The sequence below is a fragment of the Bordetella sp. N genome (assembly GCF_001433395.1).
Lineage (GTDB): Bacteria > Pseudomonadota > Gammaproteobacteria > Burkholderiales > Burkholderiaceae_B > Bordetella_C.
In genome coordinates this window covers 588,576-606,334 of the sequence record NZ_CP013111.1, presented here as the reverse complement: position 1 = coordinate 606,334, position 17,759 = coordinate 588,576, and the positions used below count along the sequence as shown (strand labels likewise).

Below are 17,759 nucleotides of genomic sequence, written 5' to 3'. Positions count from 1 at the left end.
CCCCAGGGGGCGAACCCAGCGGACCGGGGGACCCGGCTCCGCGGGTTCCCCGATGGGGGCGGGGTTCTTGCGCGGGGCGGGGGGCCTCTCCTTTATAATTTTCAGCTTATTTTTGCTATCCCAGGAACGTCCGCCGCATCATGTCCGATCAGGATCAAGACACCGTCTCCGCGCTGGAAGCCCCGGGCTTCGCGCCCGCCCAGTTCGTTCGCTGGTTCCGTGAAGTCGCCCCCTATGTCCACGCCTTCCGCGGCAAGACCTTCGTGGTCGCCTTCGGTGGAGAACTGGTGCAGGCGGGCACGCTCAATACTTTGGTGCAGGACCTGTCGCTGCTGTCGGCGCTGGGCATCCGCCTGGTGCTGGTGCATGGCTCGCGACCGCAGGTCAACGAGCAGCTGCGCCTGAAGGGCTATACCCATCAGTTCGACCGCGGCCTGTCGCCCACCGACGCGGCGTCGCTGGAATGCGCCAAGGAAGCCGCCGGCGAAATCCGCCTGGACATCGAAGCGGCCTTCAGCCAGGGCCTGCCGAACACCCCGATGTCGCACGCACACGTGCGCGTGATCTCCGGCAACTTCGTCACCGCCCGCCCGTCCGGCGTCATCGACGGTGTCGATTACAAGCACACCGGCCAGGTGCGCAAGATCGACGTCGACGCCATGCGCAAGGCCATGGAACTGGGCTCGGTGGTGCTGCTGTCGCCCCTGGGATTCTCGCCCACCGGTGACGCTTTCAACCTGGCCATGGAAGACCTGGCGACCAGCGTGGCCGTGGCCCTGCGCGCCGAAAAGCTGATTTTCCTGTCGGTGACCGACGGCGTGCGCAACGACGACGGCAGCGTCGACACGGAACTGGCGCGCGTGGACGCGGACGCCCTGCTGACCACGGGCGAACTGGACGAAGACACCTCCACCTTCCTGCAGTACAGCTCGCTGGCGGTGAAACGCGGCGTGGCGCGGGCCCATATCGTGCCCTTCTCGCTGGACGGTGGCGTGCTGCTGGAAATCTTCACCCACGATGGGGTCGGCACCATGGTCGTGGAAGACACGCTGGACGACCTGCGCCCGGCTACCATCGACGACGTCGGCGCCATCCTGAGCCTGATCGAACCGCTGGAAGCCGACGGCACCCTGGTGCCGCGCGGCCGCAGCGTCGTCGAGCGCGACGTCGAAAACTTCACCGTGCTGGAGCACGACGGCGTCATCTACGCCTGCGCCGCGCTGCACCCCTTCCTGGGCGAGCAGATGGCCGAAATGGCCTGCCTGATCGTCCACCCGGAATGGCAAGGCTCGGGCGAAGGCGAAATCCTGCTGCGCCATATGGAGGCGCGCGCACGGGCCATGGGCGCCAAGCGCCTGTTCGTGCTGACCACGCGCACCTCGCACTGGTTCCTCAAGCGCGGCTTCGTCACCGGCGGCGTCACCGACCTGCCGCGCGAGAAGCAGCAGAACTACAACCGTTCGCGCAACAGCATGGTGTTCATCAAGCGCCTGTAGACCGCCCTACCCCCGCGGCCCGGCCGGACAACCCGGCTGGACGCAGGGCAGCCGAATGCAGGGTTTTTCAGCCCTGCAATGCGGGCTCGGGTAAAATCCGCCCATTCACTTTTTTGGCAATCCAGACATGGCCCGTACCGTAAATTGCATCAAACTCAAGCGTGAAGCCGAAGGCTTGGACTTCCCGCCCTATCCCGGTGAACTCGGCACCCGCATCTGGCAAAGCATCTCCAAGGAAGCGTGGGAAGAGTGGAAAGGCATCCAGACGCGCCTGGTCAACGAAAACCGCCTGAACCTGGCCGATGCCCGCGCGCGCAAGTATCTGCAGCAGCAGATGGAGCGCTTCCTGTTCGAAGACGGCACCGTCGAAGCCCAGGGCTTCGTCCCGCCCTCGGCCTGAGCGCGGCCTGCCCCGGCCCACGGCCGGGGCGCGCGGCAAGACGCGTCAAAGCAAAACACCCCGGCGTGATACCACGCCGGGGTGTTTTTTTGATGCCGGGCCGCCCCAAGTCAAAAAGCGTCCCCTCGGGGGACCGGGCAACCCGTCAGGGTTGACCTGAGGGGCGTTTTTTGATGCCGGGCCGCCCCAAGTCAAAAAGCGTCCCCTCGGGGGACCGGGCAACCCGTCAGGGTTGGCCTGAGGGGCCTTTTTTGATGCCGGGCCGCCCCAAGTCAAAAAGCGTCCCCTCAGGGGACCGGGCAACCCGTCAGGGTTGGCCTGAGGGGCCTTTTTTGACGCCGGGCCGCCCCAAGTCAAAAAGCGTCCCCTCGGGGGACCGGGCAACCCGTCAGGGTTGACCTGAGGGGCCTTTCTGTCCGCGCCAGGCGCGGACATGCAGACTTGCAGACTGGTAGGATCAAGCCTGGGCGTCGTTCGCGTCCAGTTCCTCGTCTTCACCGCGCGCCAGGCGCTCGGTGTTCTTGGTGCCGGTGTGACGCACGTCGGCGCCGCGCACCATGTAGATGACACGTTCGCACATGTTCTTGGCGTGGTCGCCGATGCGTTCCAGCGCGCGCGCCACGAAGATCACGTCGATGGACGGCGAGATGGTGCGGGGATCCTCGATCATGAACGAGATCAGCTGGCGCAAGGCCGCCTTCCATTCCTTGTCCACGCTCTTGTCGCTACGCACGACGGCGGCCGCCTGCACGGGATCCAGACGGGCGAACGCGTCGAGCGACTGGCGCAGCATTTCGCGCACGGCGTCCGCCATATGGCGCAGGTCCACATTGGGCGTGTAGCGCACTTCATCGTCGTTGATGCGGCGGGCCACGCTGGCGATCTTATCCGCTTCGTCGCCGCAGCGCTCCATGTCGGTCAGCATCTTGGACACCGCCATCAGCGTGCGCAGGTCGATCGCGGTGGGCTGGTGGCGCGCCAGGATCTGGCTGATGCGCTGGTCGATGTCGACTTCGTAGCGGTTGACTTCCTTTTCCCGCTCGCGCACCTTCTCGACCAGTAGCGTATCGCCGCTGGTCAGGGCTTCGATGGACTCCTGGATCATGACCTCGACAACCCCACCCATCGCGAGGAATTGCGAACGGACGGCTTCCAGATCGGCGTCGAATTGTTTGTTTGTGTGCTCGGTCATCCCGGCTCCCAGCGGTTTTAACGGCTTGATGTCGTGCGCCTCGCGCGCAGCCGGGCTTGGCTGTCGTGTATCAGCGTCGCCCGGAAGGTTATGACTTGTTTATGACAGGATTATGAACCGATCCGTCTCGGCAGGCCGGATCAGGACCGGCTCAGGCGGCGAATGCCGTTTTGCGTGGCCAGCAGCGCCAGGTCCGCGCCGGGACGCGAGAACAGGCCGCAGGTCACGACGCCGGGGTAATTGTTGACCTCCAGCTCCAGCGCGGGCGCGTCGGCGATCGTCAGGCCGGCGACGTCCAGGATGACGTTGCCGTTGTCGGTCGTGAAACCCGCCCGCAAGGCAGGACGGCCGCCCAGCTTGGCCAGCGTGCGCGCCACGGCCGCGGCCGCCATCGGAATCACTTCGACCGGCAGGGGAAACGCGCCCAGCTGATCGACCAGCTTCGATTCGTCGGCGATGCAGATGAAGCGATCCGCCACCGAGGCCACGATTTTTTCGCGCGTCTGCGCGCCGCCACCGCCCTTGATCATGTGCAGGCGGGCATCGATCTCGTCGGCGCCGTCGACATAGATGGGCATATGGTCGACGTCGTTCAGGTCGAACACCGCCAGGCCATGCGACTGCAGGCGCTTGGCGCTGCGTTCGGAACTGGCGACCGCGCCGCGCACGCGGCCCTTGAAACGCGCCAGGCCGTCGATGAAGAGGTCGGCCGTGGAGCCGGTGCCCACGCCGATGATGACATCGGGGCCGGCGACCTGTTCGACGATTTCCAAGGCCGCGTCGGCGGCTTGCTGTTTCAATTCTTGCTGGGAAAGCATGGCGGGAGAACTCAAAAAACGGAATGAAAAACGGCGGAATGTCCGCAACGGGCGCGGACCGGAACCTCGAAATTTAGCAGATCAGCCGCCGGCCGGCTGGCTGCCCTCCTCCTCGTCCGGGCCGGCATCCGCGGCGCCCAGCAGGCGCGCCGCCTGGTCGTCCGGCAAGGTCTCCACGCTTTTCAAGCTGCGCAGCATGGCCCGGGTCCGCACTTCGGTCTGGCCTATCTTGTTGCCGGCCGTCTCCAGGGTGCGCTTGACCGCCGCCAGGGAATCGCCGAAGCGGCCGAACTCGGTCTTGACCGCGCGCAGCACCTGCCACACCTCGGACGAGCGCCGTTCGATGGCCAGGGTACGGAAGCCCATCTGCAGGCTGTTCAGCAAAGCCGCCAGGTTGCTGGGGCCGGCCACGTTCACGCGCAGATCGTGCAGACGATCCAGCAGGCCCGGCCGGCGCAGCACCTCGGCATACAAGCCTTCCGTGGGCAGGAACATGATGGCGAAATCGGTGGTGTGGGGCGGCGCGATGTACTTTTCCGCGATCAAGCGGGCCTGCACCTCCACGGCGCGCACCAGCGCCGCGCCCGCCACCCGCGCCGCTTCGGTATCGGCCGCCTCTTCCGCCGCGTTCAGGCGCTCATATTCTTCCTTGGGAAACTTGGCGTCGATCGGCAGCCAGACCGGCTGGCCCTCCTCGCCCCGTCCCGGCAGCCGGATGGCGAACTCGACGATGGCGTCGCTGCCGGGTATCGGCTTGACGTTGCGGCCATACTGCTCGGCCGTCATGGTGTCCTCCAGCAGGCGCGCCAACTGCACCTCGCCCCAGGTGCCGCGCGATTTGACGTTGGTCAGCACCCGCTTCAGGTCGCCGACACCGGCGGCCAGGGTCTGCATCTCGCCCAGGCCCTTGTGGACCGCCTCCAGGCGTTCGGAAACCAGCTTGAAGGATTCTCCCAGGCGCTGTTCCAGGGTGGCGTGCAGTTTTTCGTCGACCGTGCGGCGCATCTCTTCCAGCTTGGCGGCGTTTTCGGTCTGCAAGGCCACCAGGCGCTGCTCGACGGTCTGACGCACTTCCAGCAGCCGGCGGTCGTTGAGTTCGACCAGATTGCGCAGCTCCTGGCGCAACTGCCCGGCAAAGCGGTCCAGCGACTCGGCGGTTTCCCCCCGGGCCGCCTGGGCATCGCGGCCCAGCGCCCCCCGCAGGGTTTCATGCGCGTGCGTCAGTTCCTGGCGCAAGGCGCGGTCGGCCGCGCCCAGTTCGTCACGCAAACCGCGCTGGTTTTCGGCCAGGTCGGCCCGTAACGTTCTTTCGATTTTTTCCAGCCCGTCGAGCACCTGGTCCAGGCGCCCATCGGCGGCGGGACGGCGCCGCCAGGCCAGGCCCGCCAGCAGCGCGGCCAATACAGAAGCGGCAAGGCAGACCCACAACATTACATCTAAAGAAATCTTAGGCAAAAGGCCTCCGAAAATGGAACAATCGAGTCAATTACATGAAATTTGGCGTTAAATGCGTTTATATGACGCGCATTATGTGGGTATAACGCCACAGAATTTTGAGATTTTTCTTTGCCCTGAGCAATATCGCGTTCAAACTACGGGCAACGTCGAATTTTCGTCATAAACAGGTGGCAACACATTGTGGAAACACATTGTTGTGAAGCCCACACTGCGTCTTTTATGAGCATAGTTCCACTGCAGCGGCGTCGAACCGCCGCCCAGCCCGCTCCTCTTCCCGCCCTCGTCCCCGGCCATGGATTGCCTTTCGGCGCCCTGGAACTGGACGAGCTCGTGCCCATCGCGGCCGGGACGGAGCGCAGCGTCTATCAGCACCCGTACGAGCCCAATCTGCTCGTCAAGGTGGTGAACCGCCAGAATTTCGCGGAGACGATGGACAAGCACCCGTGGCGCCGCCTGATCAAGACGCTGTTCCAGCGGGAAGGCGCCTATAGCGCCTACATCCACGAATTGTCCGAATACGCGGCGGCCTACAACGCCGCGGCCGGCCGCTGGCAGATTCCGATGGCGCGCGTGGTCGGCCTGGCCGAAACCTCGCAAGGCCTGGGCTTGCTGGTGGAAAAGATTTCCGACGGCGAAGGCGGCCTGGCCCCCACGGTCGAGGAAATGGTCAAGCGCGAAGGCCACCTGGCGCCCGAACTGGCGCGCGAGCTGGCGTTCTTCTTCGATTCGCTGGCCGACCATCACATCATCCTCAACGACATTTCGGCACGCAACATCGTCATGGGCGAAAACGCCCAGGGCAAGAGCGGGCTGTATCTGATCGACGGTTTCGGCTCCAAGCAGGCGGTGCCGATATATGCCCTCAGCAAGTCCTTGAACCGCCGTCGCATCCAGCGCAAGGTGGACGCCATGATCGTGCGCCTGAAAGCGCGCGCCGCACGCGCCGCGCGTGCGAACCGGGCCATTTGACGCCGGGCCGCCCCAAGTCAAAAGCGTCCCCTTGGGGGACCGGGCAACCCGCAGGGTTGACCTGAGGGGCAACAAACGAATCAGGTCTCCGAGTAGGGAAAGAGCGCGAAGCGCCGAGACACAGGCCGGACGGGGTCGGGTCGCTAGACCTGACCCCTGCAAGGCTTGCCGGCCCGCGTGACCCAGGCGTAATCCCGGCCCGCCACCTGCCCCCGCCGCAGCGGATTGCGCGTACAGAAAGGCGCATAGGCGGGATCCACATAACGGTAAGGCAGGTGCTCGTCGCGTCCCGGCGGTATGCCCAGCCGCGTCGTGCGCAATAGCTGCGCGGGTCGCGCGCCCACGTCGTCGACGAAAAACGTGGCGGGGTCGAAGCCCTGCCCGTCCCATTGCGGCACTTTCAGGTCCAGCGCCCGGCATAGCAGGGTCTGGCCGGCGCACAGCCGTTGCGGCGACCGGGCCGCGCCGCGCGCGTCCGGACTCAGGGCCTGCATCCTTGCCAGGGCATCCTCCCCCGACACGTCATCCAGCCAGGGATGGGCCGACTTGATCAGCACGGCATTGCCGGGGCCGGCGGCGCTGAAGTTCAAGGAATCGCCGCCCCGGGCGTAATACATATAGATGGTGCCGCCGTCCATGAACAGGGCGCGGCGCTTGTGCGTATAGCCCAGGGAAGCGTGGCTGCCCTTCTCGTCCAGGTAATAGACCTCGGTCTCGATGATGCGCGCCGCCAGCCACAGGCCTTCGTGACGGCGGCGCAGCACCATGCCCAGCAGTTCGCGGGCAAGCTGGCGGGCATCGCGATTGAAGAAGGCGTCGGGCAGCGGCCGGCCGATGACCGCATCGGAACGGTAGTCGTAGGCCGCGCCGCCCGCCATCGCGCGGGCCTCAGGCGAAACGTTCGCCGTAGCGCTTTTCCGAGAAACCGACCGCGGCCACGCCGTCGGGCGTGACGCTGACCGGGCGGCGCACCAGCGCCGGGAATTCCTTGATCAAGGCCAGCCATTCCGCGTCGGTGGTCGCGCCGCGGCGCTCCTCGGGCAAGGCACGCCAGGTCATGGACGTCCGGTTGACCAGCTTTTCCCAGCCGCCCAGTTGGCCGGCCCACTCTTTCAGCAAGGCCGGCTTGACCGGATGGTCGCGGTAGTCGATGAACTCGTTGCTCACGCCATGCGCGTCCAGCCACGTGCGGGCCTTCACGCACGTGCTGCATTGCTTGAGGCCATAGAGAACGACTTGGGTCATGAAGAAAGCTCCTTGAGGCGTTGCAGGCGGTTGGCGACGATGACGCAGATGCCGACGGCCAGGATGAACAGGGCCGCCAGCGCGTTGACCTCGGGCTTGAGGCCCAGCCGCACCCGCGAAAAGACTTCCAGCGGCAGGGTCGTATAACCCGGGCCGGACAGGAAGGAAGACAGGATCACGTCGTCCAGCGACAGCGTGAAGGACAGCAGCCAGGCCGACGCCAGGGCCGGCGCGATCAGCGGCAGCGTGATGACGAAGAACACCTTGAGCGGCGTGGCGCCCAGGTCCAGCGCGGCCTCTTCCAGCGAGCGGTCCAGGTCGCGCACGCGCGACTGGATGATGACGGCGACGAAGGCCATGGCGAACGTCGTGTGGCCCACCCAGATGGTGAAGATGCCGTTGTCGGGCCAGCCGATCAGGCTGCGCACTTCGACGAACATCAACAGCAGCGAAATGCCGACGACGACTTCCGGTATCACCAGAGGCGCGCTGAGCATGCCCAGATAAAGCGAGAAGCCGCGGAAACGGCCCATGCGCGCCAGCACATAGCCCGCCCACGTGCCGATGATGGTGGCCGCCGTGGCCGACAAGGCTGCCACCCGGAAGGACAGCCAGGCCGCGCTCAGCAGCGCGTCGTCGCGGAACAGTGACGCATACCACTTGAACGAGAAGCCCGACCAGGCGGTGACGATGGGCGAATCGTTGAAGGAAAACACCACCAGGCTGAGGATGGGCACGTACAGGAACAGGAAACCCAGTCCCAGCGCCACGGCCCGCAAAACGGGATTCGGACGCAGCATCATCGCTTGCCCTCCCCGGCCTGCTTGACCTGGTTGTATTGGAACAGCGCCAGCGGCACCAGCAGCAACAGCACCATCACGCAGGTCACGGACGCGGCCATCGGCCAGTCGGCGTTATTGAAGAACTCGCTCCACATCACGCGGCCCATCATCAGCGTATTGGCGCCGCCCAGCATTTCCGGGATCACGTACTCGCCGACCGCGGGGATGAAGACCAGCATGGCGCCGGCGATCACACCCGGCCGCGACAGCGGCACCGTGATGCGCCAGAAGGCCTGCCAGGGCTTGGCGCCCAGGTCATAGGCGGCTTCCAGCAGGCGCAGGTCCATCTTCACCAGGTTGGCGTACAGCGGCAGGATGAAGAAAGGCAGATAGGAATAGACCATGCCGATATAGACGGCCAGGTCCGTGCGATAGATTTCCAGGGGCTGTGAAATGATGCCCAGGGAAATCAGGAACTTATTGAGCAGGCCGTCGTTGCGCAGGATGCCTACCCACGCATAGACACGCAGCAGCAGCGAGGTCCAGAACGGCAGGATCACGCCCAGCAGCAGCAGATTGCGGGTGGCCGGCGCCGAACGGGCGATGTAATACGCCATCGGATAGCCGATCAACACGCACACCAGCGTGCTGATGGCGGCGATCTTCACCGAACTCAGGTAGGTGGCGAAATACAGGCTGTCCGTGAACAGCAGCGCGTAGCCACGCAGGTGCAGGCTGAACTGCAGGGCCTGGTCCTTGTACTCCACCAGCGACGTATAGGGCGGGATGCCGAACTGCAGGTCGGCGAAGCTGATCTTCAGGACCAGCAGGAACGGCACCAGCAGGAACAGCACCAGCCACAGATAGGGAGGCACCACCGCCAGCGCGCGTCCCGATGGCAGGAACCGGCGCATCATGAGGGCAGCACCGTCGCGCTGTCGGCCCCCCAGCTGGCGTAGACCTCTTCGCCCACCGCCGGCGCGTCGCTCAGCGCCAGCACGCGGCGCGGCACGGTGGCTTCGATCTGCACGCCCGAATCCAGACGGATCTGGTACAGCGCATAGCTGCCCATCCACGCCATGTGGGTGACCATGCCGTGCGCCCAGTTGTGTTCGGCCTGGGGCCGTTCACGGGTGACGATGACGCGCTCCGGCCGGATCGAGACGTGCACCTGCATGCCCAGGGGCTCGCTGACGCCGTGGCTGACATACAGCGGGCGCGCCAGCTCCTCGCTTTCGATGGCGACGTGATCCGGCTCATCGACCACGATGGTGCCGGTGAACAGGTTGGTGGTGCCGATGAAGCCGGCGACGAAGCGCGAGTTCGGGAACTCGTAGACGTCCTGCGGCGTGCCGCACTGGATGATCTGGCCTTCGGTCATCACCGCCAGGCGGTGCGCCATGGTCATGGCCTCTTCCTGGTCGTGCGTCACCATGATGCAGGTCACGCCGACCTGCTCCAAGATGCGCACCAGTTCGATCTGGGTTTTCTGCCGTATCTGCTTGTCCAGCGCCGACATGGGCTCGTCCAGCAACAGCAGCTTGGGCCGCTTGACCAGGCTGCGCGCCAGCGCCACGCGCTGCTGCTGGCCGCCGGACAGCTGGTTGGGCTTGCGGCGGGAGTAGCCGGCCATCTGCACCAGGTTGAGCGCCTCGAACACGCGGTCGTGGATCTCGGCGCGGTCTACGCCTTCCTGCTTCAGGCCGAAGGCGACGTTGGCCTCCACCGTCATGTGCGGGAACAGCGCGTAGGACTGGAACATCATGTTGACGGGGCGCCGGTACGGCGGCACCGCGGTGATGTCCTCGCCATCGAGCAGGATCTGGCCCGATGTCGCTTCCTCGAAGCCGGCGAGCATGCGCAGCAGCGTCGATTTGCCGCAGCCCGAGCTGCCCAGCAGCGCGAATATCTCGTTGCGCTTGACGCTGAGGCTGACCGAACGGACGGCGACGGTATCGCCGAAGATCTTTACCAGATCGGCCACCCGGACGAACTCGTCCGGATCCGCCGTGTGCTGCGCCGGATAACGGCTATCACTCATGATTGCTTATCTTCCGGACTTCAGTTCGGCCCACATGCGGGTCTGCAGACGCAGGATGTTCACCGGTTGCGGCTTGATCACGTACAGCGTCTTGGCGACATCCGCGGGCGGATAGATCATGGGGTTGTCGGCGACGTCCTTCACCACGTACTTGCGCGCCTCTTTATTGGCATTCGGATAGAACATGGTGTTGGTGATGGCCGCGTGAACCTGCGGGGTCTCGATGTAATTGATGAAGGCCAGCGCTTCGTCCACGTGCTGGGCGTCCTTGGGGATGGCCATCGTGTCGAACCAGGCCGGCGCGCCGCCCTTGGGGATGTAGTAGTTGACGTCGTAAGGCTGCTTGGCGTCCTTGGCGCGCTTGCGCGCGATCATCACGTCGCCGGAGAAGCCATAGACCATGCACAGGTCGCCCACGGCCAGTTCGTCGATATAGCCTGACGAGCTGAACTGACGGATATAGGGACGAATTTTCTTGAGAAGTTCCAGCGCTTCCTTGTAATCGTCCGGATTGCTGCTGTTGGGATCCTTGCCCAGGTAATGCAGGACCGCCGGGAAAACCTGCGCGGCTTCGTCCAGCATCGAGATGCCGCACTCTTTCAGCTTGGCGGCGTTCTCGGGCTTGAACAGCATGTCCCAGCTGTCCAGCGGCGCATCCTTGCCCAGCAGTTGCTGGACCTTGGTGACGTTGTAGCCCAGGCCGTTGGTGCCATAGCCCCACGGCACCAGGTACTGGTTGCCCGGATCGACGGTGGCGACCAGCGCCATCAGGTCGGGATCGAGGTACTGCCAGTTGGGAATCTTGGACTTGTCCAGCTTCTGGAACAACCCGCCCTGCAACTGGCGCGCGGCGTAATGCGTCGACGGCACCACCACGTCGTAGCCGGACTTGCCGGTAAGCAGCTTGGCCTGCAGCGTGTCGTTGTTGTCGTAGACGTCGTAGCGCACCTTGATGCCGGTCGCTTTCTCGAAGCCGGGTATGGTGTCGGGCGCGGTGTATTCGGCCCAGTTATAGACGTTGACGACCTTGTCTTGGGCATGGGCCGTGGCCACGGCCGCGGTCGCCAGTACCGCCCCCACTGCGTAGCGGATACCCGCGTTGATTCTCATCCAGGGCCCCTTGCCTAGAAAGTTTATAGAGCTGCCGCTGCCCGATTCCCCTGGCGCGCCAAAGGCAAAATGATAATGGGTTTTTACCACCCGTGTCAGGGGCGGCGCACGGGGGGTCGCGCTGAAGCGGCGGGTCAGTCCGGCCGGCTGGCCATGTAGCGCCGGTAGGACGCTTCGAGCTTGTCGAAAAACGCCAGTCCCGCCGCGCCACCGACTTTTTCCAGCGAGCGGCGCAAGCGACGCATATTGCCGATACGCGCCGGCGTCGAGACCCCGCCCTGCTGGCCGCGGTCGAAATCGATGACCCAGGCCTTGCCCGCCGTGTCGACCAGGATGTTGAAGGCGTTCAGGTCGGCATGCCAGACCCCGGCCAGGTGCAGGCGCGCCACCGCATCGGCCGCGGCATCCCAGACCGCCTGGTCCAGCAGCAAGGCCAGGGGCCGCACATCGGGCAGGCGCTGGACGATGATGGCGGCCCGGTAGGTCAGCCCCTGGCGCCAGTAGGCGGCGGCCACCGGCGCGGGCACGGGCAGCCCCTGGGCGGCCAGCGACTCCAGCAGGCGGAATTCCATGAAGCTGCGCGTGCGGTCCGCGCCCAGCCAGAAGTAACCGCGATCGCTGATCTTCGCGACCAGGCCGCCCCGGCGGTAGTGGCGCAACACGCCTTCGCCGAACTCACCCTGCACGAACCACGCTGCCTGGCGGCCGCCGGCCGCCACCGGTTCGGCCTGGGCACCGTAGGCCGCGGCATCGAAGAGTTCCGGCCCCGGCCGGCCGATGCGGGCGGCGTCGTAAAGCATGGCGCCGGCCGCGCCGGGGATCATGCGGCGCTCGCTGCCGTTGGCGGCAGCGGCCTGCGCCGCATCCCACGTCAGCCAGGCGGTTTCAACCCTCACGATTACGCATCCAGTCGGCGGTGCCGTAGAAGGAATGCAGCAAGCGGTCCATCAAGGCCTGTTCCAGGCCCTGGTCGGCCATGGCGCGGCCCATGCAGACCACCCATTGATCGCGCTCCCGGGTACCGATGGAAAAAGGCAGGTGGCGCGCGCGCAGGCGCGGATGGCCGAAGCGCTCGATGTAATGATCGGGGCCGCCGAAAAAGCCGCACAGGAACCAGAACAGGCGGTCGCGCGCGTTGTCCAGGCTGGGGCCATGCGCCGCGCGCAGGTCGGCCAGGTCGGTGTCCACGTCCATCAGGTCGTAGAAGCGGTCGACCAGCGCCCGCACGCCGGGCTCGCCGCCAAGTTGCTCAAAAATACTGCGCGTGTGATCAATCGGCTCGAATATCGGCTCGACACGCGTCGTTGTCGTCATAGTGCTTCTCGCAAAGTGACCAGCGGCGGCGTCCGCAAGACGCCGCGCAAGGCCAGTGCACCCCCACCCCAGGCCCCCAGCATGCCGGCGGCGATGCCGGCCAGCCAGGGCCACAGGCTGAGCGTGATAGTGAAATCGAATACATAGCGGGACAGCGCCCAGGCCACCACGGCGGCGCCGGCCGCGCCCAGCAGGCCGGCCAGGCCGCCCACGGCCAGCAGCTCCAGGCGTTGCGCGCGCGCCAGCTGGCGGCGCGTGGCGCCCAGCGCGCGCAGTACCGCGGCCTCGCGCACGCGCTCGTCGCGGGTGGCGGTGAGCGCCGCCGCCAGCACCAGCACGCCGGCCGCCAAAGTGAACACGAACAGCAGTTGCACCGCCTGCACCACCTGGTCCAGCACGGTCTGCAACTGCTTCAGGATGGCGCCGACGTCGAACACTGTCAGATTGGGGAAGTCGCGCACCAGCTGGGGCAGCAGCTGCGGTCGATTGTCGGGCAGGTGGAAGGACGTGATCCAGCTTTGCGGCGCATCGGCGAGCGCCGCCGGCGACAGCATGGCGAAGAAGTTCACGCGCATGGTGTCCCAGTCGACCGTGCGCAGGCTGGTGACGTCGGCGTCCACGGTCTGGCCGGCGATGTCGAAGGTCAGCTTGTCGCCCATCTTCACGCCCAGCGTGGTGGCGATGCCCGATTCCATGGACACCTCGCGCGAGTCGGGCGCCATCCAGCGGCCTTCCGCCAGGCGGTTATAGGACGGCATCCGGTCGGCGTACGACAGGTTGAACTCCCGGTCCACCAGGCGTTTGGCGCGGCCTTCTTCATAGTCGGCGGCCGACACCGCGCGGCCATTGATGCCGACCAGCCGGCCGCGGATCATGGGATAGAGATCGGCCTGGGCGACGCCGCCCTGGGTCAGGCGCGCGGCCACGGGCGCGCGCTGGTCGGGCTGGATGTTGATCAGGAAACGGTTGGGCGCATCGGCCGGCAAGGTGCGCTGCCAGCCGGCGATCAGGTCGGTACGCGTCATGGCCAGCAACAGCAAGGCCATCAGGCCGATGGCCAGCGCGCAGACCTGGGTGATGGTGGCGGCCCGCCGGCGCACCACGCCGGCCAGGGCGAAACGCAGCGCGGGCATGCCCGCGGCCGCGCCGCGCACACGCGCCAGCAAGGCCACGCAGAGCCCGGCCAGCAGGGCGAACACGACAAAGGCGCCGAGGAAGCCGCCGGCGATGATGCCGCCCAGCCGCGCGTTGCCGGCGAACCACCAGATCAACAGGGCGAAACCGGCCGCGCCGATGGCGTAGCCAAGCACGCTGCCGGCTTGCAGGCCGGGGTCGTCGCGACGCAGGACCCGCGCCGGCGGGACATGGCGCAGTTGCGCCAGCGATGGCAGGGCGAAGCCCAGCAACAGCCACAAGCCGGTGGCCAGCCCCTGCGCCGCGGGCAGCACGGACGGCGCCGGCAGCGCCGTGTCGATGAAACGGGCCAGCACGGTGACCAGGCCTTGATGCACGGCGTAGCCGACAACGCCGCCAATCAGCGACGCCAGCACGCCGACCAGGATGAACTCCACCGTCAGCATGCGCGTGATGGCGGATTGCGGGGCGCCCAGGCAGCGCATCACCGCCACGCCGTCGCGATGGCGCTGCATGAAACGGTTGGCCGCCAGGGCCACCGCCACCGCGGAGATCAGCACGGCCAGCAAGGCCACCAGCGACAGGAAGCGCTGGGCGCGATCCAGCACGCGGCGCACGTCGGGACGGCCGGACTCCACCGTGGCGACTTTCTGGCCACGCTGCAGATTCTCGTTCAACCAGGTCGAATAGGCGGCGACCGCGGGCGGGTCGCCGGCGGCCAGCAAGGCGTAGCCGACGCGGCTGCCGGGGGCGATCAGGTGCGTGGCCGCCAGGTCGTCGGCGCGCATCATGACGCGCGGCGACACGTTGACGAACTGCAGGCTGCGATCGGGTTCGTAGGTCACCACGCGGGCGATGCGGAATTCGGAGTCGCCCAGGGTGAGCGTGCCGCCCACGGCGACATTGAGCATGCCCAGGAGTTGCGGGTCGACCCAGACGGTGCCGCGCTCCGGGACATCGCGGGTGGGCGTGTCGGCGCCGAAGGGCGCGGTGGCCGTGCGCAGGTTGCCGCGCAGGGGGTAGCCCGGTTCGACGGCTTTCAGGGAGACCAGTTGCGCGTTGTCGCCCGCGCCGGCCATGGAGGGGAACTGCCAGGTGTGGACCAGCCGCAGGCCTTCCTGCAAGGCGCGTTGTTCGAATATGGGCGGCAAAGGCGCGTCGGCGTCGAGCACCACGTCGGCGCCCAGCATCTGCGCGGCATCGCGTTCGAGGGCGCGGCCGACCCGGTCGGCCAGGAAGCCCACGCTGGTGACGGCAGCCACGGCGACGACCAGGGCGATGACCAGCAGGCGCAGTTCGCCGGCGCGGGTATCGCGCAGCAAGGCGCGCACACCTTGGCGCAGGGTGTGCATGAGGCCACGCCTGGCGGGCGGTGACGAGGCTGGGAGACGGGCGGCGGCGGTTTCAGGCATGGGCGTATCGTACCTAAAGCTGACTAAAGTCTGGCGCTCTACAGTAAAAAATCCCCCCGTACCGCGCGGAGCGCGGCCCCCCAGGGGGCGACACCGGCGGACCGGGGGACCCGGCTCCGCGGTGTCCCCGATGGGCCGGGCTTCTATTCCAGAGGATTTTTAGTACGGGAGATGGCTTTTTGAATTCAGGCGGCCAAGCGACAAAAAAGCGAAGCTTCCTCGCGGAAGCTTCGCTTGTACCTGCGCCCGCGTGAATTACTTGGCCGGGGTGGTCGCGGTCGTCTTGGAGGACGACTTGGCACCGGACTTCTTGGCCTTGTGCTTGTGAGTTTGCGTGGACTTGGGCTTGGCGGTCGTCGAAGCATCGGCAGCGAAAGCCGCCGGCGCCGCGGCCAGACCCAGGGTCAGCGCCGAGACGGACAGAAAAGCAGCAATGCGGGAGCGAGTGGTCATGAATAACTCCAGAATTAATAAGGCCACCGGGCCTTGATTCCACGGGCGCGGCGATTTTGCCGTGTTCCCCGTACTGCTTTGGAGCAGGGAGTTTCGGGAAGGTTGCATGCGATCTCAAAAAAAATTCATACGTGATGCAACGCAATGCGAACACGGGAATTTTCGAGGGAAAACCCTGAAAAATAGGGGTTTCCGGAGTTTGAAGCTGTCATTCAACTTAAATGACGGGAATGGATTTTCGGCAGAAACGGATAATCGCTTTGTTAATGCCTTGGCCCGGGCCTGGGTTAATCCACTAACGTGGAAAGAATATGAGGGGGCTCCGCCCCCTCCGCCCCGGTTTGAGCTGCGTTCTTGAAGAGAGATCGTGGCAACTGAGGAACCGCAACGCGTGGCGTGTGCCATCGCACGCCCGCAAACAGCAGACGCCACGAAGGGGCCGCGCCACTTCCCCCACGCGCGGCTCGGGCTTCGCACAACGGCAAACCCTGCGGGGGCATGAGGGGGCGGAGCCCCCTCTGCTAAACAAACTCTTCCGAAGAAAAAGGCGCGCGCCCGGGGTCAGGCTTCCTTCAATTTCTCCAACGCGTCTTCCAGACGATCGCACGCCCATACTTCCAAACCCTCGATCGGCTGCCGCGGCGCATTGGCTTTCGGAATCAAGGCCACGTTGAAACCCAGCTTCGCGGCTTCGCGCAGACGCTCCTGGCCCCGCGGCGCGGGCCGGATTTCACCCGCCAGGCCCACTTCCCCAAACGTCACCAGCCCCCGCGGCAAAGGACGATCGCGCAAGGACGACATGATCGACAGCAATACCGGCAAGTCAGCCGCCGGCTCGGTAATCCGCACGCCCCCCACCGCGTTGACGAACACGTCCTGATCCGACGTCACCACGCCGGCATGACGGTGCAGCACCGCCAGCAACATGGCCAGACGGTTGCCCTCCAAGCCCACGGTCAGCCGCTTGGGATTCGGCGTATGCGCGGCGTCCACCAGCGCCTGGATCTCCACCAGCAGCGGCCGCGTACCTTCCTGCGTTGCCATCACGCAGGAGCCCGCCACCTGGCGGTCATGCTGGGACAGGAACAAGGCGGACGGGTTGGCGACTCCCCGCAGGCCGCGATCCGTCATCGCGAACACGCCCAGTTCATTGACCGCGCCGAAACGGTTCTTGAAGGCCCGCACCAGGCGGTAGGAAGAATGCGTGTCGCCCTCGAAATACAGCACGGTGTCGACGATGTGCTCCAGCACGCGCGGGCCGGCCAAAGCGCCGTCCTTGGTGACGTGGCCGATCATCACGATGGCGATGCCGGTCTGCTTGGCCAGGCGGGTCAGCTGGGCCGCGCACTCGCGCACCTGGGACACGGAACCGGGCGCGGCGGTCAGCTCGCTGCTATAGAGGGTCTGGATGGAATCGATGACCGCCACCACCGGCCGTTGGTCAGCGACGGCGGCCTGGATGGCTTCCAGGCGGATTTCGGCCAGCAGATTGACCTCGCCGGTCGGCAGGCCCAGACGGCGCGCGCGCAGGGCCACCTGCTCCGCCGATTCTTCACCGGTGACGTACAGCACCTTGGCCGTGGCCGACATGGACGCCAGCGCCTGCAGCAGCAAGGTCGACTTGCCGATGCCGGGATCGCCGCCGATCAGCACCACGGCGCCGGCCACCAGGCCACCGCCCAGGACGCGGTCGAACTCGTCCAGGCCGGTCGGTTGGCGCGGGACTTCGCGGGCTTCGATCTCGGCCAGGCTGCGGACGGGGCTGGAGGCCGCCAAAGGCGCATAGCGATGCTGCGCAGCCGCCGCGGGGGCGGCGCTTTCGACGGTTTCTTCCAGCGTGTTCCAGGCGTTGCAGTGGGGGCATTTGCCCTGCCACTTGAGACTGGTGCCGCCGCATTCGGCACAGACGTAGACGGTTCGGGATTTGGCCATTGC

The 17,759-nt window shown here is 66.0% G+C and carries 17 protein-coding genes; 3 read left to right on the top strand and 14 right to left on the bottom strand.

Features of this window, described 5'->3' with window-relative positions:
- Window positions 1-140: 140 nt before the first annotated feature.
- Both argA and ASB57_RS02620 read left to right on the top strand, forming a co-directional pair.
- Window positions 141-1,496, top strand: coding sequence for an amino-acid N-acetyltransferase (gene argA, locus ASB57_RS02625; protein ID WP_057650319.1), 1,356 nt, complete (start codon window positions 141-143; stop codon window positions 1,494-1,496).
- A gap of 127 nt (window positions 1,497-1,623) precedes the next feature.
- Window positions 1,624-1,896 (top strand): oxidative damage protection protein, encoded by a 273-nt coding sequence (locus tag ASB57_RS02620; protein WP_057650318.1) that lies wholly within the window; start codon window positions 1,624-1,626, stop codon window positions 1,894-1,896.
- A 457-nt stretch (window positions 1,897-2,353) separates the two neighbouring features.
- Here the strand turns inward: ASB57_RS02620 and phoU are convergent, their stop codons facing one another.
- From phoU to rmuC, 3 genes are all read right to left on the bottom strand, one after another.
- Window positions 2,354-3,088 carry a phosphate signaling complex protein PhoU gene (gene phoU / locus ASB57_RS02615; protein ID WP_057650316.1) on the bottom strand — a complete coding sequence of 245 codons (735 nt, stop codon included), beginning with the start codon at window positions 3,086-3,088 and terminating at the stop codon, window positions 2,354-2,356.
- A gap of 140 nt (window positions 3,089-3,228) precedes the next feature.
- On the bottom strand, window positions 3,229-3,906 hold the full coding sequence (rpiA, locus tag ASB57_RS02610; protein ID WP_057650314.1) for a ribose-5-phosphate isomerase RpiA: 678 nt from the start codon (window positions 3,904-3,906) through the stop codon (window positions 3,229-3,231).
- An 81-nt stretch (window positions 3,907-3,987) separates the two neighbouring features.
- Complete coding sequence (rmuC, locus tag ASB57_RS02605; RefSeq protein ID WP_057650312.1) at window positions 3,988-5,337, bottom strand: DNA recombination protein RmuC; 1,350 nt, start codon at window positions 5,335-5,337, stop codon at window positions 3,988-3,990.
- 246 nt (window positions 5,338-5,583) lie between these two features.
- Between rmuC and ASB57_RS02600 the strand changes: the two genes are divergently transcribed.
- A complete protein-coding gene (locus tag ASB57_RS02600; RefSeq protein ID WP_082621319.1) occupies window positions 5,584-6,333 on the top strand; it encodes a YrbL family protein in 750 nt (249 codons plus the stop codon).
- Window positions 6,334-6,476: 143 nt separating this feature from the next.
- On the opposite strand, the gene ASB57_RS02595 is transcribed toward ASB57_RS02600, so the two are convergent.
- The 11 genes from ASB57_RS02595 to radA all read right to left on the bottom strand — a co-directional run bounded on the left by ASB57_RS02595 (window position 6,477) and on the right by radA (window position 17,756).
- Window positions 6,477-7,211 (bottom strand): DNA-3-methyladenine glycosylase, encoded by a 735-nt coding sequence (locus ASB57_RS02595; RefSeq protein WP_057650310.1) that lies wholly within the window; start codon window positions 7,209-7,211, stop codon window positions 6,477-6,479.
- 10 nt (window positions 7,212-7,221) lie between these two features.
- Entirely contained in the window at window positions 7,222-7,578 is a 357-nt protein-coding gene (locus tag ASB57_RS02590) for a Spx/MgsR family RNA polymerase-binding regulatory protein (protein WP_057650308.1), read from the bottom strand.
- Complete coding sequence (locus ASB57_RS02585) at window positions 7,575-8,378, bottom strand: ABC transporter permease subunit (RefSeq protein WP_057650306.1); 804 nt, start codon at window positions 8,376-8,378, stop codon at window positions 7,575-7,577. Before ASB57_RS02585 ends, ASB57_RS02590 begins: the two co-directional genes overlap by 4 nt.
- Entirely contained in the window at window positions 8,378-9,274 is an 897-nt protein-coding gene (locus ASB57_RS02580) for an ABC transporter permease subunit (protein WP_057655861.1), read from the bottom strand. Before ASB57_RS02580 ends, ASB57_RS02585 begins: the two co-directional genes overlap by 1 nt.
- Entirely contained in the window at window positions 9,274-10,401 is a 1,128-nt protein-coding gene (locus tag ASB57_RS02575) for an ABC transporter ATP-binding protein (RefSeq protein ID WP_057650303.1), read from the bottom strand. The genes ASB57_RS02580 and ASB57_RS02575 overlap by 1 nt, the downstream gene beginning before the upstream one ends.
- Before the next feature lie 6 nt (window positions 10,402-10,407).
- Complete coding sequence (locus tag ASB57_RS02570; protein ID WP_057650301.1) at window positions 10,408-11,511, bottom strand: polyamine ABC transporter substrate-binding protein; 1,104 nt, start codon at window positions 11,509-11,511, stop codon at window positions 10,408-10,410.
- Between the two features lie 134 nt (window positions 11,512-11,645).
- Entirely contained in the window at window positions 11,646-12,335 is a 690-nt protein-coding gene (locus ASB57_RS02565) for a 3-deoxy-D-manno-octulosonic acid kinase (protein WP_057655860.1), read from the bottom strand.
- A gap of 61 nt (window positions 12,336-12,396) precedes the next feature.
- Window positions 12,397-12,825, bottom strand: a complete 429-nt coding sequence (locus ASB57_RS02560; protein WP_057650299.1) for a group II truncated hemoglobin — start codon at window positions 12,823-12,825, stop codon at window positions 12,397-12,399.
- Window positions 12,822-15,311 carry an ABC transporter permease gene (locus ASB57_RS02555; RefSeq protein ID WP_057650298.1) on the bottom strand — a complete coding sequence of 830 codons (2,490 nt, stop codon included), beginning with the start codon at window positions 15,309-15,311 and terminating at the stop codon, window positions 12,822-12,824. The genes ASB57_RS02560 and ASB57_RS02555 overlap by 4 nt, the downstream gene beginning before the upstream one ends.
- 315 nt (window positions 15,312-15,626) lie before the next feature.
- Window positions 15,627-15,824: a hypothetical protein gene (locus ASB57_RS02550; protein WP_057650296.1), complete on the bottom strand. Its 198-nt coding sequence runs from the start codon at window positions 15,822-15,824 to the stop codon at window positions 15,627-15,629.
- A gap of 561 nt (window positions 15,825-16,385) precedes the next feature.
- Window positions 16,386-17,756 carry a DNA repair protein RadA gene (gene radA, locus ASB57_RS02545; RefSeq protein WP_057650294.1) on the bottom strand — a complete coding sequence of 457 codons (1,371 nt, stop codon included), beginning with the start codon at window positions 17,754-17,756 and terminating at the stop codon, window positions 16,386-16,388.
- Window positions 17,757-17,759 lie beyond the last annotated feature (3 nt).